Genomic DNA, 22,025 nt, shown 5'->3' with positions numbered 1-22,025 from the left:
TTTATGCTCCTTTGCAAATATTCGCATATCGCTTTAATTGAAACTTAAATGTTATTTTTATTACTTATCCAATAAAAACTTAAGTTACACACCTTAATATAAGGAATTTTATTTACATAAACAAGTATAACTTACTCATATAGAAATTATTTAATTTAGTGTAGTTAAGTTATTTTTTTAATAACATTCATTTTTTTTAATATTATTTTTCTTTCTATTAACTTGTTTTAAAGTTTTATGTATTCACTCCTTTTTTTGGTTAAAATATATTAGAAAAAGTCTGTTTTTTAAAGAAGAAGCTTCATAGATGAAATTTGAATGATTCAATTATTTTTCTATATTTGAGAGAATTAATATTCAAATGAATAAATATAATATCTAAACAAAAAATCATGAGTAAGTTTGACGAAAAAGTAGAATTGTACAAAAAGTTTATGGATAATAAAAGTATCTCTGTCAATTCTGATTTATTGAACGCAGTAACTAAAGGTCTAGGACCATCTATTTATAAAAAAGATGCTGAAACGGTATCCGGATCAGATAAAAAAGAGCTTGAAACAGTAAAGAAAAACTTTTTAATTAAGAAGTTGGGACTATCAGATGGGCCACAGTTAGATGAAGCCATCGCTGAGGTTATTGAAAAAATTGGAAAATCTGAAAGAAATAAGTATAGAGCCGTAGTTTATTACATGTTAGCTGAAAAATTTGATAAGCAATCAATTTATGGTTTTTAAAACATTTTAGTAAATAAAAATTAAATCCTGTATTAAAAATTAATACAGGATTTTTTTATTTTAGCCATCAACAAACAACCATATTTTTATGTCTCAATTTATTAGTGTTTTTGACATGCTAAAAATCGGAGTGGGACCCTCCAGCTCTCATACTCTAGGACCATGGAGAGCTGCTCAACAATGGATAAGCAAGTTAAAATTAAGTAACCAAATTAAAAGTGTTAAAAGCATTAAAGTTGACCTTTACGGATCTTTATCTTTAACTGGAAAAGGACATGCCACCGACATAGCAGTTGTTTTAGGTTTATGTGGTACTGATCCTGAATACATACCTATTGTAGACATTAAACGTATTATTGCCGATATAAGAAATACTAATAAGCTTAATTTTAACAATGAAAATATTATAAACTTTTCTTTTGATCAAATAATATTCAATAAAGAGTTCCTTCCTTTTCATTCAAATGGAATAACATTTACAGCAATCTCTAAAATTAATACCATCGTTTCAAACGAAACCTTTTATTCTATTGGAGGGGGCTTTGTTATTCAAGAAAGCACGGATATTTCAGAATGCAACTTAATTAATAAAAAGAACTTTCCTTTTCCAATAAATAGAGCAAGTGAATTAGAAAGCTATTGCTACAATAATAAAAAAAACATATCCGAAATAGTTTTAGCGAATGAATTAGTTTTAAAACCTGAAAAAGAAATTGATGCAGAACTAAAAAAAATTTGGAATACCATGCTAGAATGTATGTATATTGGCTGTCATACTGAAGGCACACTTCCTGGAGGACTGAATGTCAAACGTCGCGCCTTTGAAACGCACAAAAAACTCATTAAATCATCTATATATAGTAATCAAGAAGAGTGGATAAAGGCTATTAGAGGTACCGAAGTAAAATTTAGAGAAATTTTAAAGTGGGTAAGTTGCTTTGCCTTAGCTGTTAATGAAGTTAATGCATCTTTAGGACGTGTAGTCACAGCCCCAACTAATGGGAGTGCTGGTGTTATTCCTTCAGTGTTGATGTACTACCTTGTAATTGAAAATCACAATGCAAGTTTTGAGGAAATTAAAAAGTTTTTGCTAGTCGCTGGAGAAATTGGAAGTATATTTAAAAAAAATGCCACAATCTCTGCTGCAATGGGAGGATGTCAAGCTGAAATTGGTGTTTCATCAGCAATGGCAGCTGGTGCTTTAACAGAATTATTAGGTGGTACTCCTTCGCAATGTTTGGTAGCTGCTGAAATAGCAATGGAACATCACTTAGGATTAACGTGTGATCCTATAGGCGGACTTGTCCAAGTTCCATGCATTGAACGAAATGCTATGGGAGCTATTAAAGCAATAAATGCTGCTGAATTAGCACTTGAAACAGACCCAAAATCATCTTTAGTTCCATTAGATAAGGTTATTGACACTATGTGGGAAACAGCAAAAGACATGAATAGAAATTATAAGGAAACCTCTGAAGGGGGGCTAGCAGTAACCGTAGGGTTAGCAGATTGTTAGATATCCGTTTAAAAACCATTAATAGCCACTATTTTTTATAGATTGCGCATGGGATAAGTTTATCCCATGCGTATTAATTTTATTCACTTTGCTTCTGAACAGCTAAATTATAAATAACCAACCCAAAGCCTATTTTATTTATGGCATCACCAACATTATATATAACATCCATACTTAAACCGTTTAATCCATCGTACCAACCTGGCGTACCCGCCATATAACCAAGTGGATAAATTGCCCAACCTACCAAAACGAACCAACATAAAGCTTTATGAGCGGTCAAAATAGAATCTCCAGCAGTTAATGCTAACTTTTTAGCATTTCCAAACCAAATATCATAAGCTATTGCAAAATAAGCTATTCCAGAAATTAATCCCCATATCTGAGCATTATCTCTGTTAACGGCTTCTCCAATATATCCAGTAACAAGCATCACGATTGATAAAGAAATCATTCGCCACATCAATGATTTTTTAGCCCCTGCTGCCTTAAGTATTAAATAAAATTCGACACACATTAAAGGAACAGTTAAAATCCAATCAACGTATCTAAAAAATGTTGGAGACTCTCCATACGTACTCCAATAATCTCTCATATACCAGTAATGAACTGCTGCTATAAAAGTAATTAATCCCGAAACTAAAATAGAAGTTCTCCATTTTTTATCAAAAGTATTCATTGAAAAGAAGAAAAATACAGAAGCTGCCATCATTGCCATGCATCCGACAAAAAATGTAAAACCGACATAATCGTTTGTTGCCATTTTACCAATGGCTAAAAAGTTTGGTATAGTATTCATAAATAATATTTTTGTTTAACAATAAATAAATAACTCTAAACTAATTTAACAAAAAATTATTAATTTCACTAATAAAAAAAGAAGCAAAAATGACACAAAACCAACACTTTAAAATCTTTGTTAGTTTATTTTTATTTTGGTTTATGACACTAGTTCCAGAACAAATAATCAATTTTTTTTGTTACTTTTTTATACTTACCTTAGGGATAATTCATGGCAGTAATGATCTACAAATAATAGACTCATTTGAAAAAGAAAGTGATTTAAAAAAAAATGGAATAAAAAGCTACGTTAGTATTATAATTATAGCAATTCTTTTTTTTATTTTTTTAAAAAAAATTACATTTTATGTATTTATTTTTTTGAGCTCTTATCATTTTGGTGAGCAACATTTCAACCACAAAAATTTCGAAGGAAAATACATAAAAAACATGCTTCAAATACTACATGGAATATTTTTGTTTTCAATTTTATTTTTAAATCAAAAAAATGAAGTAACTACAATATCAGAATCTCTTTTCTCAATTATAGTTAGTTCTAATTTTATAACAGTTCTCTCAATACTTTCAGGTCTTTGCTATGCGATGATACTAATTTATAATTGGTTTCTTTATAACGATTATAAAACTTTATTGGAAGAAATACTCAATTTCACTTTTTTTTATATTTTGTTTAAAGCTACCTCTCTTATTGTTAGTTTTAGTATTTATTTTATAATTTGGCATAGCATCCCTTCTATTTTTGATCAAATAGAATTTTTGTATAAAAAAAAATCAAAATCATTAGTAATACTCTACCTCAAAAAATCTTCTTTGTTATGGCTAATTAGCCTCTTTCTTGTAACACTTTCTTTTATCTATTTAAAAGAAAGCATTTTATTCAATAGCTTTATTTTTGCGATTCTTTTTATTATATCAATACCTCATATTTTCATAATAAATATAATGAACTCCTACTTCAAAAATAGAAGTAGGAAATCGTAGATTCTCATAAGCTAGTTATAATTACATTTTTAATTAAATGATTATTTATTTAAATACAAGGTTTTAAAATTATGGATATTAACATCGTAACAGGTATGAGCCATTTTTTAGATTTTCAATTACCTATTAAAGCAAATTTATTTAAAAGAGCTTATGATCTTTATATTTAAACACCTCTACTTTTATTCAAGAAAACAAAAACGCAAAATAAAGTTAATATTTATTGATTTAAATTGATGAATAACGCTTTATCTTGTAAAAATTAGTTCATCATTTGTTGACATTGGCTCGGAAAACGCATATCCCTCGACATTAAACCCCTTAAGTTCTTCCAAAGTTTCGATATTATTATCAATTATATATCTTACCATTAAGCCACGTGCTTTTTTTGCATAGGTCATAATCACCTTATAATCACCATTTTTAAAATCTTTAAAAATAGGAGTAATCATAGGTACTTTTAATGCTTTTTTGGGTACTGCTTTAAAATATTCTAAACTTGCTAGGTTTAACAATAAATCACCTTTTTCCATTTCATTATTTAGTGACTCTGCAAGTAAGTCTCCCCAAAACTTATATAAATTATCGGTATTATCAACTTTAATTTTGGTACCCATTTCTAGTCTGTATGGCTGAATGAGATCTAAAGGTCTTAATATCCCATATAATCCTGATAATATTCTTACTTTTTTGTTCAGCATAGAAACTCCTTCATCTGTTAATGAATTAACATCTATTGATCTAAAAACCTCTCCAGTAAAAGAATAAACAGCTTGTTTTGCATTATCAACAGTAAACTCTGGATTCCATCTTTGATTCCTTTCATAATTCAATGCTCCCAAATTATCAGATATTTTCATTAATTCCGATAACTGACTTTTCGAATATGTTTTTAACTTTTTATTTAATTTTTTAGAATATTCAAGAAAGCGAGGTTGTGAAAAAACTTCTGTTTGCGCCTTTGTATCAAAGTCAAGCGATTTTGTTGGTGAGATTATAATTTTCATATTTGATATTTATCTGTAAAATTATGTTAATCTTTAGCTTAAGATCCATCAAAAAAAGATTAAAACTAAAATAATAACAAGTAAAAATAATTTTAATATTCTATATAAATTTTAAGAAAAGCAAATTATATTTTATAGTATTATTTAATAAAGCTATTTAGGCCATGTCATTAAGTACTCATAAAATGAAGACCATCATAAGCCAAATGAACATTATCTGGCAACTCTTTTTGTATCTCGTCATGAAACCCTAATAACTCACTAATATGAGTAAGAAAAGCTTGTTTAGGTTTTAATTCTTGAATAAAATTTAGTGCTTCTTCCAAATTAAAATGAGTATCATGTAATTCTTTCCTTAATCCTGTGACAACTAAAGAGTCTAATTGGCTTAATTTTTTCTTCTCTTCATCTGTAATGTACTTTATATCTGTCAGGTATGCAAAGTTATTAAACCTAAAACCTAAAATAGGTAATTTCCCATGCATTACTTCTACTGGTAACACCTTAACTCCGTGGAGGTGAAAAAAGTCATTTTTTGAAATAATAATAGGTTTAACCTTAGCTGCGCTTGGATACCTGTTTTTTACTGCAAAAATATAATCATAACGTTTTTCTAACGCTTTAAACACCCTTTCCGTTAGATATATTGGAACTTCACCACCCCTAAAACTAAAAGGCCTTACATCTTCAAATCCAGCAACATGATCAGAATGTTCGTGTGTAAATAAAACTCCATCAATTGACATAACATTCTCCCGAATCATTTGCTGTCTAAAATCAGGACCACTATCCACTACGTAGATATATTCATCCCATGAAATCATGATAGACGATCTTAACCTTTTATCTTTTGGATTATTCGAATGAGCCACCGGGTGCTGGCTACCAATCATAGGAACTCCTGTAGATGTTCCTGTACCGAGAAAAGTAATTTTTAACTGTTTTGTAATACTCATTTGTTTTAACAAAAATACAATAAAAATTGACTGATAGCACCTATTTTCAGTACATTTGTTCCGCGTAACAAAAAAAAACATAATGGCAATTACGTTAAAAGGAGATCAGAAAATCAACTCAGTACCAACAGTTAAGGCAAAAGCTTTAAAAATAAATTTGAATCAACACATTTACGGTACTTTTGCTGAAATAGGTGCTGGTCAAGAAACTGTTAGAAACTTCTTTAGAGCTGGTGGTGCCTCTGGTACTATTGCAAAAGCCATGAGTGCTTACGATAAAGATTTTTCAGATGCTATTTATGGCATAGAAAACGACGGAAGATATGTTACCGAAGAAAGGTTGAAAAAAATGCTTAAACACGAGATGATTCTTATTGAGGATCGTTTAGACCGTCAAAAGCACCCAGACAAACTCTTTTTTAGTTACGCAAATACAGTAGCAACGATAAATTTCTCAAAAAAATTCAAAGGTCATGGTTGGGTAGGAATCAGATTTCAGTTAGACCCTTTAGAAGATTACAATGAAATTATTCTTCACTTACGGTTTAAAGAAACGGATGCTAGGTTACAACAAGAGACCTTAGGTATCTTGGGGGTAAACCTAATCTATGGTGCCTTTTATTTAAATGACAATCCAAAGGAATTATTAAAATCTTTTTACGATAATATTGATAAAGATCGTTTAGAAATAGATATGATTAATTTTTCTGGACCTCGTTTCATGTATGTCGATAATCGTCTAATGAGCTTACAGCTAGTTAAAAATGGAATGACAAATGCGGTTATGTTTGGACCTGATGGAAATAATTTACTTCCTGCTCAAGTATTATATAAACGAAATATTCTTGCTTTAAGAGGTAGCTTCAGACCCGTTACAAAGGTAAACATGGATATGTTTGAGAAATCAAAGGAACTATTTCTTAATGAGAAAAAAGTAGACCCAGAAAAAACTCAAATAATTTTTGAAATTACCTTGAGTAATTTAAAAGCTGAAGGAGGAGAAATTAATGAACGTGACTTTCTTGACAGAGCAGAATTACTATGTTCCTTAGGACAAAACGTTATGATAACAGATTATCAAGAATACTTTAAGCTTGTTGAATATTTCAGTGAGTTTACTCGTGAACGCATGGCATTAGCTATAGGTGTTAATAACCTAATACAAATATTTGATGAAAAATACTATAGAGGGTTAAGCGGTGGAATTCTTGAAGCTTTTGGGAAATTATTTTATAGAGATCTGAAAATTTATTTATACCCTTATAAGGTGCAAGACACAGGTGAATACCTTACTAGTGAAAACTTAAAAGTGCATCCAAGAATTAAAGAACTTTATAAATTCTTTAAGATAAATGGTCGTCTTGTAGATTTAAAGAATTTTGACCCTGAAGTATTACATATTTTCTCAAGAACAGTATTATCTAAGATTCAAAATAACGAAGAAGGTTGGGAAGAAATGTTACCTGAGGGGGTTGCTGAAACAATAAAGGAAAAACGTTTGTTTGGATGCTCTAAAAAAAGAGTGCGTTAACTTTTGTTTGTACAAATTAAACCTTTTTAATAAATTATAGTCTAAAAACTAAATTAATATTAGTTGATAGACGAGAAACTTTTAATCAAACAACTACAAGACCGATCTTTAAAAGAAATTGCTTTTAAAACCTGTGTTGATGAATACAAGCGATGTCTTTATTGGCATATACGAAAAATAGTCTATTTACACGAGGATGCAAATGATGTTGTTCAAAACACTTTCATAAAGGTGTACAAAAATATTGACTCTTTTAAAGGGAATAGTAAACTTTACTCATGGCTATATCGTATCGCCACGAATGAAGCTATTAGCTTTATAAATAAAAAAGCAAAGGAGCAAAATCTTGATATTACTGATTATCAACAACAAATTACATCTAATTTAAGTAGTGATTATTGGTTTGATGGAGATGAGATTCAGCTCATTTTACAAAAAGCTATAGCTACACTTCCTCAACAACAACAACTAGTTTTTAACATGAAGTATTTTGACGAAATGAAATATAACGACATTTCTGAAATACTTAGTGTCAGTGTTGGTAGTTTAAAAGCTTCCTACCATCATGCAGTAAAAAAAATAGAACGATACATTAAAAGCATAAATTAAACCTTTTGGTAAACAAATAGTCTTATAGGTATGAGTAACGGTTTAAGAAACAGTATCGATTTCCTTAACAAGAGCACTAAAAAGAAAAGTGGCTTTGTTGTTCCAAAAAATTATTTAAATAATTTTAATGTAAAAATATTAAATCAAGAAGACGTTAGTTTACCCAAACAAACACCTTTTAAAACACCTGACTCATATTTTGAATCCTTAGAAGAAACGCTGTTTAAAAAAATCAAAGACGATCAGAATTCTGAGAAAAAAGTTATTCCTTTATACAAAAAATTAGTTCAACTTTTATCCACAACTGCAGCTGCTGCTTTATTGATTATAGCTGGATACATGCATATAAAAACTAAAAGTTCTATAGATTTTGGTACCATATCAACTTTAGAAATTGAAAATTGGTATGAGGATGGTTATATTGACACTTCTGAGAATGAATTAATTGTTGCATTTGACGAAACTGATATTAATTTTGAAAATGAAGCTTTTAATTCTATCATACTCGATTATGAAGATATAGAAGGTTATTTAGACAACATAGAAGAAAGTACCATAATAAATGAAATTTAATAAAATGAAAAATCACATACTACTTTTCACCTTAATTTTTTTGAGCTCACTCTTAAGCGCCCAGGATCATAATAAGCAAAGACGTCATGAAAAAATTCGTGCATATAAAGTTGCTCATATAACTGATAAGCTCAATTTCTCCTCTAAAGAAGCCGAAAAATTCTGGCCCATATATAATGATTATAATAATCAGATAATGGAGCTTCACAAAGAAGAACGTTTTAAAATAAAAAAACAAATAGATAAACTTGGCGGCATTAATAAATTAAATGAGAATCAAGCTAAAAAAATTCTTGAGCACATAAAGTCTATTGAAAAAAGAAGAAATGAACTTAAATTCTCGTTCTTCAACAAAATATCTACATTCCTATCCTATCGAAAAATACTTAAATTGAAAGTTACTGAACATGAATTCAATAGAAAGCTTTTGAGAAAGTTAAGGCAATCAAAAAAAGAATAATTAAAAAAATTATTCTTTTTTTATGAAATGTAAACTTCTAATAATTCTGATTTTTGAGTTGATCTAATATTAAATTCCTTAACATTTGCTGGTAATAATAATGTTTCCCCATATTCTAATACTTCATTGTATTCTTCATTAGAAAAAGTAACTTTTCCTTTTGTACACATATATATTTTAAAACTATCTACCTTATTTTTATTGTCTAACTCACCATTAATACATAAAATATTTGTTGTAAAATACGGACAAGATATAATTTCAGAAGACTCATTAACTTTTTTTTGGTAATCGATGTGATATTTATCTTCTGCTAAGTAATCAATAGCTTCGAGTGCCTCCTCTGTATGTAATCTCCTATAATTCCCCTTAGCATCTTGACGATCCCAATCATAAACTCTGTAAGTTATATCAGAAGTTTGTTGAATTTCTGCCAGCATGACCCCTGCTCCAATGGCATGAATTCTTCCTGCTGGAATAAAATAAGCATCTCCTTTTGCCACCTCATCTACATTTAAAATATCAAGCAAAGAATTATTTTTTAAATTTTTTAAATACTCTTTTTTATTTGAATCTTTTTTAAACCCAACAATTAAATTGGCTTTATCATCTGCTTGAATTACATACCACATTTCTGTTTTTCCAAAAGAATTATGTCGCTCTTTTGCCAAATTGTCATCAGGATGTAATTGAATACTAAGTACTTCTTTAGCATCAATAAATTTTATCAACAAAGGAAACTTTTTTCCAAATTTTTCATAAACACTTTCTCCTAATAAATCACCTTTATACTTTTCTATTAACTCTTTCAGAGAGCACCCCTTTAATAGTCCATTTATTACAACTGAAACATCTCCCTCAATATCAGAAATTTCCCAACTTTCGCCAATATTATCAATCTCTGATTTTTTATTTAGTTGAGAAATTAATTTTCGTCCTCCCCAAATTTTTTCTTTTAGAATAGGACTGAATTTTATAAAACTTTGTTTAATTGGCATGTATAATAATGTATTTCTAACTATTCTCCCTCATAAGTCACAAAATTTCTTGGGGTTTCGTATAATGTTATTTTCAATTTAAATTTTTCTTCTATACGTTTTCGAAGCTTATCATAAATAACAACGGCCATGTATTCAGTTGAAACTGGTAAAGTCTTAAACTCTTCAACTTCGATGTTTATATTCTTATGATCAAAAGTGTCTTCAATTTCAGTTTTTATTAAACTTTTTAGTTTCCCTAAATCGTATACATAACCTGTTTCGGGATCAATTTCACCTGTTAATGAAACTATTAGCTCATAATTATGACCATGATAATATTGATTATTACATTTACCAAAAACTTCCAAGTTGCGCTCATCAGACCAGTTTGGGTTATGCAAACGGTGGGCGGCGTTAAAGTGTGCTTTTCTATGAACTGTTACTCTCGGCATGCTCTCTAAATATGTTTTGAAATTTTTTCATATGACTCCTTAAATATAATTTTAAACCATTCAGTATAAAGTTCAGGTTCATTCCCTATATCTTTCTTAACATCCTTTAAAGACATCCATTTAAACGCTTCTACTTCTTCTTTATTTATTTTTGGGTCTTCTTCATACTTTCCGACCATAACATGATCTAATTCATGTTCTGTTAACCCATTATCGAAAGGAGCTTTGTATATAAAACTAAAAACTTCTTCTAAATCGCAAGAAAAACCCATTTCTTCCTGAAGCCGCCTCTTTCCAGCTTCTAAATTAGTTTCTCCTGCTTTTTGATGAGAACAACAAGTATTTGTCCAAAGCAATGGGGAATGATATTTCTTCTTTGCTCTTTGTTGCAACATTAATTCTCCTCTATTATTGAATATAAAAACTGAAAAAGCTCTGTGCAACAAAGCCTTTTGATGAGCTTCTATTTTCTCCATAGAACCTATGGGGTTATCTTGTTCATCAACTAAAATTACCTGTTCCTTCATTATTTACAATATTCCTAAATAAACATACAAAAATAGAATTTATCGCTATTTTCAACAAATCATGCTCTATTTTTTTGAAATAATAATGATCATTATCACACTTATTAATTACAAAACGGTATTGTCAAAACTCTTTTAAAAGACTAACTTTGCTCCCTTAAATTTTATAGATGAGTTTTTTAGAAGAAATACAAAAAAGACGGACATTTGGTATTATATCCCACCCGGATGCTGGTAAAACCACCTTAACAGAGAAATTACTTCTTTTTGGTGGAGCTATTCAAGAGGCTGGTGCTGTAAAAAACAATAAAATAAAAAAAGGCGCAACCTCAGATTTCATGGAAATTGAACGCCAAAGAGGAATATCCGTTGCAACCTCTGTATTAGCTTTCTTATACAAAGACAAAAAAATTAATATCCTAGATACACCTGGACACAAGGATTTTGCTGAAGATACTTTTAGAACCTTAACTGCTGTAGATAGTGTTATTGTTGTAATTGATGTTGCAAAAGGTGTTGAAGCACAAACTGAAAAACTAGTAGAAGTTTGTCGAATGCGTAAAATTCCTATGATTGTTTTTATCAACAAATTAGATCGTGAAGGGAAAGATGCCTTTGACTTACTGGATGAAGTAGAGCAAAAACTTGGATTAAAAGTTACTCCTTTAAGTTTCCCTATTGGAATGGGGTATGATTTTAAGGGTATCTATAATATTTGGGATAAAAAATTAAATATATTTTCTGGAGATAACAAACAAAACATTTCGGAAGGTGTTGAATTTGACAATATAAATTCTCCAGAATTAGAAAAAATTATTGGTAAAAAAGCAGCTGATACTTTACGTGAGGAATTAGAGTTAGTATATGAAGTATACCCTCCATTTAAAATGGAAGACTATATTACGGGTGATCAACAACCTGTTTTCTTTGGCTCTGCATTGAATAACTTCGGAGTAAAAGAATTACTAGATTGCTTTATTGATATTGCTCCTAATCCTCAGCCTAAACAATCTGATTCTCGTTTGGTTGATTCGAAAGAAGAAAAATTGAGTGGGTTTGTTTTTAAAATTCATGCAAATATGGATCCTAAGCATAGAGATCGTTTAGCTTTTGTAAAAATTGTATCCGGAACATTTAAAAGAAATACCCCTTACTTGCATGTTAGATTAGGTAAAAAAGTAAAGTTCTCAAGTCCCAATGCATTCTTTGCAGAAAAAAAAGAAATAGTCGATGAATCTTTTCCTGGAGATATTGTTGGACTCCATGATACTGGAAACTTTAAAATTGGAGATACTTTAACCGAGGGCGAAAAGATGAGCTTTAAAGGAATTCCAAGCTTTTCCCCAGAACATTTTCGTTATGTAAACAACGCAGACCCACTAAAAGCCAAACAATTATACAAAGGCTTAGATCAATTAATGGATGAAGGAGTGGCTCAGCTTTTTACATTAGAAATGAATGGTAGAAAAATCATCGGAACCGTTGGTGCCCTACAATATGAAGTTATTCAATATAGGTTAGAACATGAATATGGGGCAAAATGCACCTATGAAAACATATCCGTTCACAAAGCTTGCTGGGTTCAAGCTGAAGATGAAAAAAACGAAGAATTTAAAGAATTTAAAAGGGTTAAACAACGCTATTTGGCAAAAGATAAACAAGGACAATTAGTATTCTTAGCCGATTCAGCGTTTACAATTCAAATGACTCAAAGTAAATATCCAACTGTAAAGCTTCACTTTACTAGTGAATTCAAGTAATCAAAACCAATTTTGAAAACTTACAGCTGTAAAATAATCATGAAAAAATATTTAAATTCACACCTAATAGGGATTGTCGGAGTAATTTTATGCGTTCAGACTTCATTAAATGCTCAAAATGATCTAAACAATCTTTCAGGAAAAGAATTGCATAATAAAGTTCGTTTAAACTTTATCCCTGTTACCATGCCTAATGACAAGTTTCTTAACTTGAAACCTACTATGGGAATGATGGGATTACAATACAATATTCCATTAAACGATTGGTTGTACACAGGTGCTGGAATGTATGCTGCCGTAACTGGTGATCAAGGTGGGTTATTTACTTTAGGAATAGAACTTGGTGTAAACAAGCAACTCTATAAAAACCTATATTTTGATGCTAATTTCCACTTTGGAGGTGGTGGTGGGTATCGTTATTTAGTAAATGACGGTGGCTTTATTAATCCGAACATTGGATTACAGTACAAGAAAAAAGGGTATTCTTTCGGAATTCAATATAGTCATGTAAATTTCTATTCTGGAGAAATTAAAAGTAATTCAGTTTCATTCTTCCTTGAAATACCTAGTATTTTGAGATTTTCTGATTACGATACCGCTCATAAAGAATTCATCAATAAAAATTTACAAAACGATAGTTTTTGGAAACGCCCTACTGTACAAAATGTGCAACAACTACGCTTTGATTTCTTCAATCCGATTGGCAATTCAAGAAAAGACAATGGAAGTCCACTTACAGAAACGTTATATGTTTTAGGCTTTGAATATCAGAAATATTTAAACGAAAACACTTTTATATTTGCGCATACTGATGCTATCTATAAAGGATTAAGAGCTGGTTTCATGGATTTATTTTTCGGAGCAGGATATCACCCCTACAAATCTAATTCTGTAAACCTGTTTACTAAACTAAGCGTAGGAGCCGCAGGAGGACGCGTTGCTCCTGAGGGTGGTTTAATGATTTATCCCTCAGCGGGAATCGACTTAAGACTTTCAAATCATATTGCTTTAAGTGGTCATGCTGGATACTATAGAGCGATTTCTGGGGACCTAGAAGCTTATACATATGGATTTGGTATTAAATACCTAGGTAAAAACGGAGGTACTGAAAATACCGATAATAATTCAATATTTAAAACAAAAGGAATTGTTTTCAGTATAGAAAATCAATCATGCTTAGATGTTGCCAAGACAGATGATAGAGATGAAATCTTAAGTGTGGACTTGCAACTTTTAGGACTTCAAATCAATTATGATCTAACGAAGAACTTATATATACTTGGTGAAGCTGGTTTTGCTTACAACGGTAGATCAGGAGGCTATGCTCATGGGATGGTAGGGCTTGGAACTAGAACAAATAACTTTTTAAAAAATAAAATAAATTTATTTGCTGAAGTTTCAGGTGGTGCCGCTGGTGGTGCAGGAGTAGATACAGGAGAAGGAATTGTTATTAGAGCCACCGCTGGAATTAATTATAATTTAAGCAGTAACATATCGTTAACTACATCAGCGGGCAAGTTTTATGCTCCGTTTGGTAACGTTAACTCAACAAGTATAAACATAGGAATAAACTTTAATTTTGCTAGTTTATTCTCTTTAAATTAAATAATAAATAAAAAACCGAACAAATGAATAACGGAATTTATGCAAAATTTTCTACTCCTAAAGGAGAAATTTTAGTTAACTTAGAATATGAGAAAACTCCAGGTACAGTAGGTAATTTCGTCGCTTTGGCAGAAGGAAACTTAGAGAATTCAGCAAAACCTCAAGGAACTCCGTATTACAATGGGTTAAAATTCCATAGAGTAATTCCTGATTTTATGATTCAAGGAGGATGTCCTTTAGGAACAGGAACTGGGAATCCTGGATATAAATTCGATGATGAAATTCATCCTGAATTAAAACATGATACTCCTGGGAAATTGTCAATGGCTAATGCGGGACCAGGAACCAACGGTTCTCAATTCTTTATTACCCATGTTGCAACTCCTTGGTTGGATGGAAAGCACACAGTTTTTGGAAATGTTATTGAAGGGCAAGATGTTGTTGATGCTGTTGCACAAGATGATGAAATGCAATTAGAAATAATTCGTATTGGTGAAAATGCGGAAAAATGGAATGCTGTAGAAGCATTTAGAACTTTTGAAGGAGCTCGTGAAAAAAGAGAAGCTGAAGAAAAAGAACGTGAAAGAAAGTTAATGGATGAGGTAGCTTCAGGCTATAAAGAAACCGAAAGCGGTTTACGTTATCAAATACTCCAAAACGCAGAAGGCAAAAAACCTTCAAATGGAGAAATGGTTTCGGTACATTACAAAGGACAATTATTAGATGGAACGGTGTTTGATTCTTCATACAAAAGAAAACAACCAATAGAATTTGCAATTGGAACAGGCCAGGTTATACCTGGTTGGGATGAAGGCATTAAATTGTTAAGTGTTGGAGAAAAAGCTAGACTTGTAATACCTTCAAAACTAGCGTATGGTGCAAATGGTGCGGGAGGAGTTATTCCTCCAAATGCAACATTAATTTTCGATGTTGAATTAGTTAAAGTAAAATAATCATAAAAAGCCCTTAAGTAGGGCTTTTTTTAAATGCTACTTTTCATAAAACTAATTGTTATTTTATAAAACTTTCTCAAATAAAAACCTATTAAAAAAAATCGAAACCCAACCAAACTAATTGTTTAACAAATCAAAAAGCTGAAATAATCAAATTAAAGAGGTAAGGAAGTAAAAGATAATTTTAAAAAGATTTTCTTTAATTAAAAGGTTAATTATTATAAGGCTAAAATCCTTTTTAATGTTTATAGAGAATATAGTGTAATTTCAGGTTTTAAAAAGTTTGAGCTAACAAAAAAAACACATAAACACTTAAAAATCAGCAATAAAATTATGTAAACTGTAACTTTTTACATATTTTTGCGTCTAAATAGATAGAAGAAGTAAATTATATTATTCTTTTTAAAGTAAACGAAGAACGTTATTTTATAAAAAATATTACACATTTTTTTGTTTTTAAGTATAGTTTTATTACGTTTACATAATGAATTTAAGTATTAACCCCTAAATTAAGCAAGATTATGATGAGATTCCCCTTGTTAATTTTAGCTATATTGTTGTCGACAATAACAATAGCTCAAGAGCACTGTGATAGCCCTGATGAGGATATCGCTGATCCGAACAGTATAACAAAATGTGCTGTTGAAGAGGTTAAAGATGCCGAAGGTAATGCCAGCAAACAAGTTTCGATTGAAGTTTCTACAAGAAGACGAGTTGTAAGAAAAAACAAAGCTGCCGCAGTTGCTTTAGGTGTAGATAGTGGTACACGTCAAATTGCCAACGTTAAGAAAACTACATTATTAGTAGGTAAATTGGAATTGGAAGACTCTGGTGTAAAACTAGAAAAAATTCCTTTTAATTTAGTGGAAGAAATACCTCTATTCAAAAAATGTGAAAACGAACCATTGATTAAACAATCTAAGTGTTTTGAACAACAAATGGCTAAACACATACTTTCAAACTTTAATTACCCACAAGAAGCACTTAGTAAAGGTATAGAAGGTAGAGTTTTAACACATTTCACTATTAACCAGCTAGGTTATGTTGAAGATATTAGATTAAGAGGTCCTAAAGGCGGAGATTTATTAGAAGGTGAAGCCAAAAGATTGATAGAAAAACTCCCTAAGTTTATTCCTGGTAAACATAATGGAAAATTAGTAAAGGTAAAATATGGAATACCTATAACGTTTAGAACACCCGGTAGCGCTAACAAAAGTGCTAGAAAGGCTAAACCTGTGGTGGCTAAAAAACGTAAAGTAAAGAAAGTAAAACCAACCGTTGTTGAAGAAGAAATTACGGACTTTGTACAATTTAATAAAGCTCATTCTATTCCTCAATTCAAAGCTTGTGCAAAAGCTTCTGACTTTGACAAACTAAACTGTTTTAATGAAAGAATGATTAGTCATATTCAAAGAAACTTTCATTATCCTGCCGCAGCTGCGAGGGAAAATATCGAAGGTAAAGTTTGGGTTACTTTCATCATAAGTTCTGAAGGTAAAGTAAGAAATATAAAAATGAGAGGTCCTAAGAATGGCGAATTATTAGAAGAAGAAGCTAGAAGAATGGTTTCAAAATTACCAGATTTTATTCCAGGTAAACATGAAGGTAAATTTACCAATGTCAAATATACAATACCTATTAATTTTAGATTAAACTAAATAAGTAATAAAATAAATTTTAAAAGGAGTAGATATTAGTCTACTCCTTTTTTTATGACTTTAATTTATTAAACATATAATGTTATATTTGTTTAAAAACATAGAACATGCGAATAATTGCAATGATTCCTGCAAGATACAATGCAACTAGATTTCCTGGAAAATTAATGAAAGATTTAGGCGGTGAACCAGTAATTGTAAGAACTTATAAAAGCGCCTTAGCCTCAAAGCTATTTGATAATGTATATATCGTCACAGACTCTGAAATAATAAAAGACACAATAAATGCTGTTGGTGGCAAAGTTATAATGAGTAAAAAAGATCATAATTGCGGATCCGATAGAATTGCAGAAGCTGTTAAAGAATTAGATATTGATATTGTTGTCAATGTTCAAGGTGACGAACCTTTTATCGATAAAAACTCTTTGAAAATGCTCCTAGAAGCATTTACAGATGATAGAAATAAACAAATAGACCTAGCCTCTTTAAAGGTACAAATTACTGAGAGAAAACAAATTGAAAACCCAAATAATGTAAAAGTTATTACCGATAATAATGATTTTGCACTATACTTTTCAAGGAGTGTTATTCCTTATTTAAGAGACAATGATGCAAAGGTAAGTTACTATAAACATAAGGGAGTATACGCTTTTAGAAAAGATGCTTTGATTGAATTTTACAAAACTCCTGTAACTCCTTTAGAATTATCAGAAAAAATTGAATGTTTGCGTTATTTAGAAATAGGCAAAAAAATTAAAATGATTGAAACTACGCATGAAAGTATAGGTATTGATACCCCAGAAGATCTAGATAAAGCCATAGAATTTTTTAATAATACCAATGAATAAAAATAATATTAAAGTTATTGCATTTGATGCAGATGACACTCTGTGGGTAAATGAAACATATTTTAGAGAAGCTGAAAATAATTTTGCTTCTTTATTATCAGCTTACGAAACCAAAAACAAGATTAAGCAAGAATTAATGAAAAAAGAAATTGCTAACTTGCCATTATACGGTTACGGTATAAAAGGATTTGTTCTATCTATGGTTGAATGCGCTATGGAGTTATCTAATAATCGACTTAATGGTAAAAGCATCAATGAAATTCTTCAAATAGGAAAAAAAATGCTTGAAAAACCTGTAGTTCTTCTTAATGATGTTGAATTAGTACTTAACAATCTTAACAAAAAATATAAGTTAATTGTTGCTACAAAGGGAGATCTTCTTGATCAAGAAAAAAAACTTGAAAAATCAGGTCTTTTAAAATACTTCCATCACATTGAAGTTATGAGTGAAAAAAAAGAAAATGATTATATAAAATTACTTAAACATATTGATATTCAACCTGAAAATTTTTTAATGATTGGAAACTCTCTTAAATCAGACATTCTTCCAATACTAAATATTGGAGGATCTGCTATTCATATTCCTTTTCATATAACTTGGGAATATGAACAAGTTAATTCGGATAATTTGAATGAAAATTACATAACATTGGACACAATAAAAGATTTACTTAAATTGCTCTAGTCACAAATTATAATAAATTCGCTTATTATATATCTATTAATAATAAAACCTGTAAATTTGCCGTAAAATATAATTATGGCAAGTATTAAAAACTTAAAAAAAGATATCAATTATACTTTAGGAGCAATTGCAACCATTTGTGACGAGTGGCAAAAATTAAACGCTACTAGTGATATGTCTTTATCCAACGCTATACTTGATGATGCATATAATACATATGACGATCTATTAAACAGAATAAATCAAAAGCGTGATATCACAAATGTAAAGAATCACTTTAAAGAAATCAGTCAAGAGCTTGAGAGCAAAGCAATAGCTTTACTTGAAAGAGCTAACAGCTTATAAATTAAGAAATCTGGTAAATACCAGATTTTTTTGCTCTATTTTAACATATTACTTCTTATTTTTTTGTAATTTAGATTACATTAAATTAACTAAATCCCCTGAATATGGCTAGAGCTATGTACGAGTACACAAAAACTATACTTAAAAAAGTTAGTTTTAACTCTGAGTTGTTTCGTAAAGAACTTAAAAAAGCTTTGACTAGGCTTTTACCACACGAGATAACAGAGTTAAAAATTTGGCTTAAAGAATATACCGCTAACAAACCGGATCTTTTACCAAATGTACTCCTTGTTAAGAAATAATAATTCTGTTATAAATAAAAAACTTCTAAATTTTAGAAGTTTTTTATTTTATTAATTAGCTTATCATTTTTAAATAAATAATATTTATCACAAAATCGTTATCAGTCATAAGGTTAATCAAATAAAAAAAGCTACACCCCCCCTTTCTCACACCCATTATAACCCATAAATTTAACATAACTTTATATTTTAACCTTTGTAGAAAACATCTTGTTGACAGAAATAAATTATCTAATATTTAAAAAAATCTTGGAGACCTAAAATTTAGCAAGTCTAAGAGTTCATATCTAAGCATTACCTCATGTGTACCTGAATTTGCAATATTATAATTTGATGTTGTTAAATCGTAAGCATATCCTAAAAGAAACGATTCGGTAATCTGAAATGCGAAAAGAGTACTTATTGAATCTCCCCACCTCCAAGCAATACCGGCTCTATACTTATTATCTAGTAAAAAATTAGCAGAAACATCCAAAGATAAAGGAGTTCCGGAAACAAGTTTTAATAAAGCTGATGGTTTGAATTTAACACTTTCATTTAAATCAAATACATAGCCTGATATTAAAAAAAAGTGGATTTTTTCAACAGCTGTAATTGCTTCTCTTTCTAATACTGCATCATAATGCTCTGATTTCAATATATTTGGAACAGAAAGCCCTATATACCAACTCTCATTATAATAATACAACCCGGTACCTACAGTTGGTAAGAACTTACCACTAATATTATTTTCAAATAAACTTTCATCGTCAATAACACTCCCCAAGCTCCAATCAATATTTAAAATCCTTCCTCCTAGTCTTAAACCTAACGATAGTTTTCCTAAATCGCTTGTTTTTATTACATATGATAAATTAAAATCAAAATATATCTCATTTGAGGGACCTATTTTATCATTCATCAAATTACCCCCCACACCAAGCCCTGAGGAACCAAGAGGAGAATCATAGCTAAGATTTTGAGTATTTGGCCCTCCTTTAAACCCTACCAACTGTTTACGTGCTAATGCAGTAATTACAGGCTGACCTCGCGAACCAGCATATGCAGGGTTAATACTCATTGTATTAAACATATATTGCGTAAAATGAGGGTCTTGTTGTCCAAAAGTTTTCTTTGAAAAAAATGTACAAAAAATACAAATTAACGTTAAAAGTAGTTTCATTTTTAGTTTCTTTAGTCTGATTGTATAGTTTTATTTTAATATATTGTAAACACGCGTCACCATTATATTAAAAGATCTAAAATATAAAATATGACATGACAAAAACTCTAATATTTGTTATAAATAACAGACTATAAATTTAATTTTATCAACATCCTTTAAATTTTGACTTTAAATAATTAGTATCAAAGTTTAAAAGCATTAATTTTGAGTATTATTTTATTATAAGAAACGTTTTCTTAAGGTTATTCATAAAGGTCAAAGTCATAGATAAATTATTATTCTTTTGGAATAAAAGAAGTTTAAAAACTAATCAATAATAACTTTATCTTATACAACAAGAAATTAAAATAACTTCAACTAATACTTATCGAGATTTTAACATTCTCAAAAAGGGTATTAAAAAATATTGCTTTAGTTTGATACTAATGAATTATTTAAATTTCTTCAATAAATTTATAGTAAAATCTAACTCTTTAAAAGTGTTTAATTTACTGAAAGAAAAACGCACGGATGACCTATTCTGATCTTTTGGTTTTAATAGTAATTCACTTAATACATGAGACCCTATGTTACTACCGCTTTGACAAGCACTCCCTCCAGACACTGAAACACCGCTTAAGTCTAATGAGAATAATAGCATGTCGTGGCTAAAAGGCAATCTAACATTTAAAATAGTATCACTACTTTTATTTAAATTCTCTGATTCTCCATTAAATTCTACTCCTTCAAACTCTTTCTTAAGCTTATTAATAAAATATTCTTTTAATCTTTTTATATAAGCCATATCATTATCTAAGTTTATATAAGATAAACTTAACGCCTTTTCCATACCCAAAATCGAATGTAAATTCTCGGTACTAGACCTAACTCCTCTTTCCTGGTTCCCTCCATGTAACATCGGTTTTAAATCAATACCTTTTTTAACAAATGTAAAACCTACACCTTTGGGGCCATGAAATTTGTGTGCACTCGCTACCATAAAATCAAGTGAAACCTCTTGTAAGTCTAACTTATAATGCCCTATAGCTTGTACTGTATCTGAATGAAATAAAACTCCATTCGCTTTACAAATAGTAGCTACCTCTTTAATTGGCAATAAATTTCCAACTTCATTATTCACCCACATTAAACTGACTAATATTTTACCTTCTAAATTTGAAAGTATATTTGATAGGTTATTAAGATTGATATTACCTTTAAAATCAATATCTAAATAAATTACTTTTATATTATATGTTTCTTTAAGAAAGTCGATTACATGGAGAACAGCGTGATGCTCTATTTTAGTTGTTACAATGGTATCTACCCCTAGGTTGATTACGGCATTTTTTAAAATCATATTATCAGCCTCTGTACCTCCACTAGTAAAAATAATTTCACTGCTTGAAACGTTAAAATAACTAGAAATATTTTTTCTGGCCTCCTCTAAAGCTGCTTTAGCTTTTCTACCAAACCCATGTGTAGATGATGGATTTCCAAAGTTCTCTAACATTGATTTGCTCATTACATCTACAACCTCAGGTAAAATAGGAGTGGTAGCTGCATTATCTAAATATATCTTATCCATAAAACAAAAG

General features: G+C 30.1%; 23 protein-coding genes. 15 read left to right on the top strand and 8 right to left on the bottom strand.

Annotated elements, in window-relative coordinates:
* Positions 1-392 precede the first annotated feature (392 nt).
* Positions 393-734: a DUF2853 family protein gene (locus tag ACSIGE_RS14270; RefSeq protein ID WP_440880548.1), complete on the top strand. Its 342-nt coding sequence runs from the start codon at positions 393-395 to the stop codon at positions 732-734.
* Positions 735-822: 88 nt separating this feature from the next.
* Positions 823-2,250 carry an L-serine ammonia-lyase gene (locus ACSIGE_RS14265; protein ID WP_440880547.1) on the top strand — a complete coding sequence of 476 codons (1,428 nt, stop codon included), beginning with the start codon at positions 823-825 and terminating at the stop codon, positions 2,248-2,250.
* 79 nt (positions 2,251-2,329) lie between these two features.
* Here ACSIGE_RS14265 and ACSIGE_RS14260 read toward each other — a convergent pair whose 3' ends face one another.
* On the bottom strand, positions 2,330-3,049 hold the full coding sequence (locus ACSIGE_RS14260) for a bacteriorhodopsin-like (RefSeq protein WP_440880546.1): 720 nt from the start codon (positions 3,047-3,049) through the stop codon (positions 2,330-2,332).
* A gap of 89 nt (positions 3,050-3,138) precedes the next feature.
* Here ACSIGE_RS14260 and ACSIGE_RS14255 point away from each other — a divergent pair, with 89 nt between their 5' ends.
* Complete coding sequence (locus tag ACSIGE_RS14255; protein ID WP_440880545.1) at positions 3,139-4,032, top strand: Brp/Blh family beta-carotene 15,15'-dioxygenase; 894 nt, start codon at positions 3,139-3,141, stop codon at positions 4,030-4,032.
* A 248-nt stretch (positions 4,033-4,280) separates the two neighbouring features.
* On the opposite strand, the gene yaaA is transcribed toward ACSIGE_RS14255, so the two are convergent.
* A complete protein-coding gene (gene yaaA / locus ACSIGE_RS14250) occupies positions 4,281-5,039 on the bottom strand; it encodes a peroxide stress protein YaaA (protein ID WP_440880544.1) in 759 nt (252 codons plus the stop codon).
* A 170-nt stretch (positions 5,040-5,209) separates the two neighbouring features.
* Positions 5,210-5,995: an MBL fold metallo-hydrolase gene (locus tag ACSIGE_RS14245; protein WP_440880543.1), complete on the bottom strand. Its 786-nt coding sequence runs from the start codon at positions 5,993-5,995 to the stop codon at positions 5,210-5,212.
* An 82-nt stretch (positions 5,996-6,077) separates the two neighbouring features.
* Here ACSIGE_RS14245 and ACSIGE_RS14240 point away from each other — a divergent pair, with 82 nt between their 5' ends.
* The 4 genes from ACSIGE_RS14240 (at position 6,078) to ACSIGE_RS14225 (ending at position 9,168) form a co-directional block, all read left to right on the top strand.
* The gene (locus ACSIGE_RS14240) at positions 6,078-7,526 is read left to right on the top strand and encodes a TonB-dependent receptor (protein WP_440880542.1); all 1,449 of its coding nucleotides are present in this window, start codon (positions 6,078-6,080) and stop codon (positions 7,524-7,526) included.
* Positions 7,527-7,589: 63 nt separating this feature from the next.
* Positions 7,590-8,135: an RNA polymerase sigma factor gene (locus tag ACSIGE_RS14235; RefSeq protein WP_440880541.1), complete on the top strand. Its 546-nt coding sequence runs from the start codon at positions 7,590-7,592 to the stop codon at positions 8,133-8,135.
* 30 nt (positions 8,136-8,165) lie between these two features.
* A complete protein-coding gene (locus ACSIGE_RS14230; protein WP_440880540.1) occupies positions 8,166-8,708 on the top strand; it encodes a hypothetical protein in 543 nt (180 codons plus the stop codon).
* Positions 8,709-8,712: 4 nt separating this feature from the next.
* On the top strand, positions 8,713-9,168 hold the full coding sequence (locus ACSIGE_RS14225) for a hypothetical protein (RefSeq protein ID WP_440880539.1): 456 nt from the start codon (positions 8,713-8,715) through the stop codon (positions 9,166-9,168).
* 20 nt (positions 9,169-9,188) lie between these two features.
* Here ACSIGE_RS14225 and ACSIGE_RS14220 read toward each other — a convergent pair whose 3' ends face one another.
* From ACSIGE_RS14220 to idi, 3 genes are read right to left on the bottom strand one after another with little or no spacing between them, the layout of a single operon-like run.
* A complete protein-coding gene (locus ACSIGE_RS14220; protein ID WP_440880538.1) occupies positions 9,189-10,166 on the bottom strand; it encodes a type I phosphomannose isomerase catalytic subunit in 978 nt (325 codons plus the stop codon).
* A gap of 20 nt (positions 10,167-10,186) precedes the next feature.
* The gene (locus ACSIGE_RS14215) at positions 10,187-10,600 is read right to left on the bottom strand and encodes a 6-pyruvoyl trahydropterin synthase family protein (protein WP_440880537.1); all 414 of its coding nucleotides are present in this window, start codon (positions 10,598-10,600) and stop codon (positions 10,187-10,189) included.
* A 5-nt stretch (positions 10,601-10,605) separates the two neighbouring features.
* On the bottom strand, positions 10,606-11,127 hold the full coding sequence (idi, locus tag ACSIGE_RS14210; RefSeq protein ID WP_440880536.1) for an isopentenyl-diphosphate Delta-isomerase: 522 nt from the start codon (positions 11,125-11,127) through the stop codon (positions 10,606-10,608).
* 170 nt (positions 11,128-11,297) lie between these two features.
* Here idi and ACSIGE_RS14205 point away from each other — a divergent pair, with 170 nt between their 5' ends.
* From ACSIGE_RS14205 to ACSIGE_RS14170, 8 genes are all read left to right on the top strand, one after another.
* The gene (locus ACSIGE_RS14205) at positions 11,298-12,887 is read left to right on the top strand and encodes a peptide chain release factor 3 (protein WP_440880535.1); all 1,590 of its coding nucleotides are present in this window, start codon (positions 11,298-11,300) and stop codon (positions 12,885-12,887) included.
* A 39-nt stretch (positions 12,888-12,926) separates the two neighbouring features.
* Positions 12,927-14,492 carry a hypothetical protein gene (locus tag ACSIGE_RS14200; RefSeq protein ID WP_440880534.1) on the top strand — a complete coding sequence of 522 codons (1,566 nt, stop codon included), beginning with the start codon at positions 12,927-12,929 and terminating at the stop codon, positions 14,490-14,492.
* A gap of 23 nt (positions 14,493-14,515) precedes the next feature.
* Positions 14,516-15,445 carry a peptidylprolyl isomerase gene (locus ACSIGE_RS14195; RefSeq protein ID WP_440880533.1) on the top strand — a complete coding sequence of 310 codons (930 nt, stop codon included), beginning with the start codon at positions 14,516-14,518 and terminating at the stop codon, positions 15,443-15,445.
* A 521-nt stretch (positions 15,446-15,966) separates the two neighbouring features.
* Complete coding sequence (locus ACSIGE_RS14190) at positions 15,967-17,103, top strand: energy transducer TonB (protein WP_440880532.1); 1,137 nt, start codon at positions 15,967-15,969, stop codon at positions 17,101-17,103.
* A gap of 107 nt (positions 17,104-17,210) precedes the next feature.
* A complete protein-coding gene (gene kdsB / locus ACSIGE_RS14185; RefSeq protein ID WP_440880531.1) occupies positions 17,211-17,951 on the top strand; it encodes a 3-deoxy-manno-octulosonate cytidylyltransferase in 741 nt (246 codons plus the stop codon).
* Positions 17,944-18,636 carry an HAD family hydrolase gene (locus ACSIGE_RS14180; protein WP_440880530.1) on the top strand — a complete coding sequence of 231 codons (693 nt, stop codon included), beginning with the start codon at positions 17,944-17,946 and terminating at the stop codon, positions 18,634-18,636. Before kdsB ends, ACSIGE_RS14180 begins: the two co-directional genes overlap by 8 nt.
* Positions 18,637-18,711: 75 nt before the next feature.
* Positions 18,712-18,981 (top strand): hypothetical protein, encoded by a 270-nt coding sequence (locus ACSIGE_RS14175; protein WP_440880529.1) that lies wholly within the window; start codon positions 18,712-18,714, stop codon positions 18,979-18,981.
* A gap of 104 nt (positions 18,982-19,085) precedes the next feature.
* Complete coding sequence (locus tag ACSIGE_RS14170; protein ID WP_440880528.1) at positions 19,086-19,283, top strand: hypothetical protein; 198 nt, start codon at positions 19,086-19,088, stop codon at positions 19,281-19,283.
* Positions 19,284-19,521: 238 nt separating this feature from the next.
* On the opposite strand, the gene ACSIGE_RS14165 is transcribed toward ACSIGE_RS14170, so the two are convergent.
* On the bottom strand, positions 19,522-20,445 hold the full coding sequence (locus ACSIGE_RS14165) for a PorP/SprF family type IX secretion system membrane protein (protein ID WP_440880527.1): 924 nt from the start codon (positions 20,443-20,445) through the stop codon (positions 19,522-19,524).
* A gap of 433 nt (positions 20,446-20,878) precedes the next feature.
* Complete coding sequence (locus ACSIGE_RS14160) at positions 20,879-22,015, bottom strand: cysteine desulfurase family protein (protein WP_440880526.1); 1,137 nt, start codon at positions 22,013-22,015, stop codon at positions 20,879-20,881.
* Positions 22,016-22,025: the final 10 nt, after the last annotated feature.

The sequence above is a fragment of the Tenacibaculum profundi genome, from assembly GCF_052050075.1.
GTDB lineage: Bacteria > Bacteroidota > Bacteroidia > Flavobacteriales > Flavobacteriaceae > Polaribacter.
This window is presented reverse-complemented; position numbering and strand designations above follow the sequence as displayed.

What these genes read in the sequence shown, in the direction of transcription:
- ACSIGE_RS14215 (WP_440880537.1), bottom strand. Translation starts at nt 10,600, where the DNA reads ATGCCGAGAGTAACAGTTCATAGAAAAGCACACTTTAACGCCGCCCAC.
- ACSIGE_RS14200 (WP_440880534.1), top strand. Translation starts at nt 12,927, where the DNA reads ATGAAAAAATATTTAAATTCACACCTAATAGGGATTGTCGGAGTAATT.
- ACSIGE_RS14170 (WP_440880528.1), top strand. Translation starts at nt 19,086, where the DNA reads ATGGCTAGAGCTATGTACGAGTACACAAAAACTATACTTAAAAAAGTT.
- ACSIGE_RS14240 (WP_440880542.1), top strand. Translation starts at nt 6,078, where the DNA reads ATGGCAATTACGTTAAAAGGAGATCAGAAAATCAACTCAGTACCAACA.
- ACSIGE_RS14190 (WP_440880532.1), top strand. Translation starts at nt 15,967, where the DNA reads ATGATGAGATTCCCCTTGTTAATTTTAGCTATATTGTTGTCGACAATA.
- ACSIGE_RS14265 (WP_440880547.1), top strand. Translation starts at nt 823, where the DNA reads ATGTCTCAATTTATTAGTGTTTTTGACATGCTAAAAATCGGAGTGGGA.
- ACSIGE_RS14270 (WP_440880548.1), top strand. Translation starts at nt 393, where the DNA reads ATGAGTAAGTTTGACGAAAAAGTAGAATTGTACAAAAAGTTTATGGAT.
- ACSIGE_RS14195 (WP_440880533.1), top strand. Translation starts at nt 14,516, where the DNA reads ATGAATAACGGAATTTATGCAAAATTTTCTACTCCTAAAGGAGAAATT.
- ACSIGE_RS14220 (WP_440880538.1), bottom strand. Translation starts at nt 10,166, where the DNA reads ATGCCAATTAAACAAAGTTTTATAAAATTCAGTCCTATTCTAAAAGAA.
- ACSIGE_RS14245 (WP_440880543.1), bottom strand. Translation starts at nt 5,995, where the DNA reads ATGAGTATTACAAAACAGTTAAAAATTACTTTTCTCGGTACAGGAACA.
- ACSIGE_RS14165 (WP_440880527.1), bottom strand. Translation starts at nt 20,445, where the DNA reads ATGAAACTACTTTTAACGTTAATTTGTATTTTTTGTACATTTTTTTCA.
- idi (WP_440880536.1), bottom strand. Translation starts at nt 11,127, where the DNA reads ATGAAGGAACAGGTAATTTTAGTTGATGAACAAGATAACCCCATAGGT.
- ACSIGE_RS14260 (WP_440880546.1), bottom strand. Translation starts at nt 3,049, where the DNA reads ATGAATACTATACCAAACTTTTTAGCCATTGGTAAAATGGCAACAAAC.
- ACSIGE_RS14225 (WP_440880539.1), top strand. Translation starts at nt 8,713, where the DNA reads ATGAAAAATCACATACTACTTTTCACCTTAATTTTTTTGAGCTCACTC.
- ACSIGE_RS14180 (WP_440880530.1), top strand. Translation starts at nt 17,944, where the DNA reads ATGAATAAAAATAATATTAAAGTTATTGCATTTGATGCAGATGACACT.
- ACSIGE_RS14175 (WP_440880529.1), top strand. Translation starts at nt 18,712, where the DNA reads ATGGCAAGTATTAAAAACTTAAAAAAAGATATCAATTATACTTTAGGA.
- yaaA (WP_440880544.1), bottom strand. Translation starts at nt 5,039, where the DNA reads ATGAAAATTATAATCTCACCAACAAAATCGCTTGACTTTGATACAAAG.
- ACSIGE_RS14205 (WP_440880535.1), top strand. Translation starts at nt 11,298, where the DNA reads ATGAGTTTTTTAGAAGAAATACAAAAAAGACGGACATTTGGTATTATA.
- ACSIGE_RS14230 (WP_440880540.1), top strand. Translation starts at nt 8,166, where the DNA reads ATGAGTAACGGTTTAAGAAACAGTATCGATTTCCTTAACAAGAGCACT.
- kdsB (WP_440880531.1), top strand. Translation starts at nt 17,211, where the DNA reads ATGCGAATAATTGCAATGATTCCTGCAAGATACAATGCAACTAGATTT.
- ACSIGE_RS14255 (WP_440880545.1), top strand. Translation starts at nt 3,139, where the DNA reads ATGACACAAAACCAACACTTTAAAATCTTTGTTAGTTTATTTTTATTT.
- ACSIGE_RS14160 (WP_440880526.1), bottom strand. Translation starts at nt 22,015, where the DNA reads ATGGATAAGATATATTTAGATAATGCAGCTACCACTCCTATTTTACCT.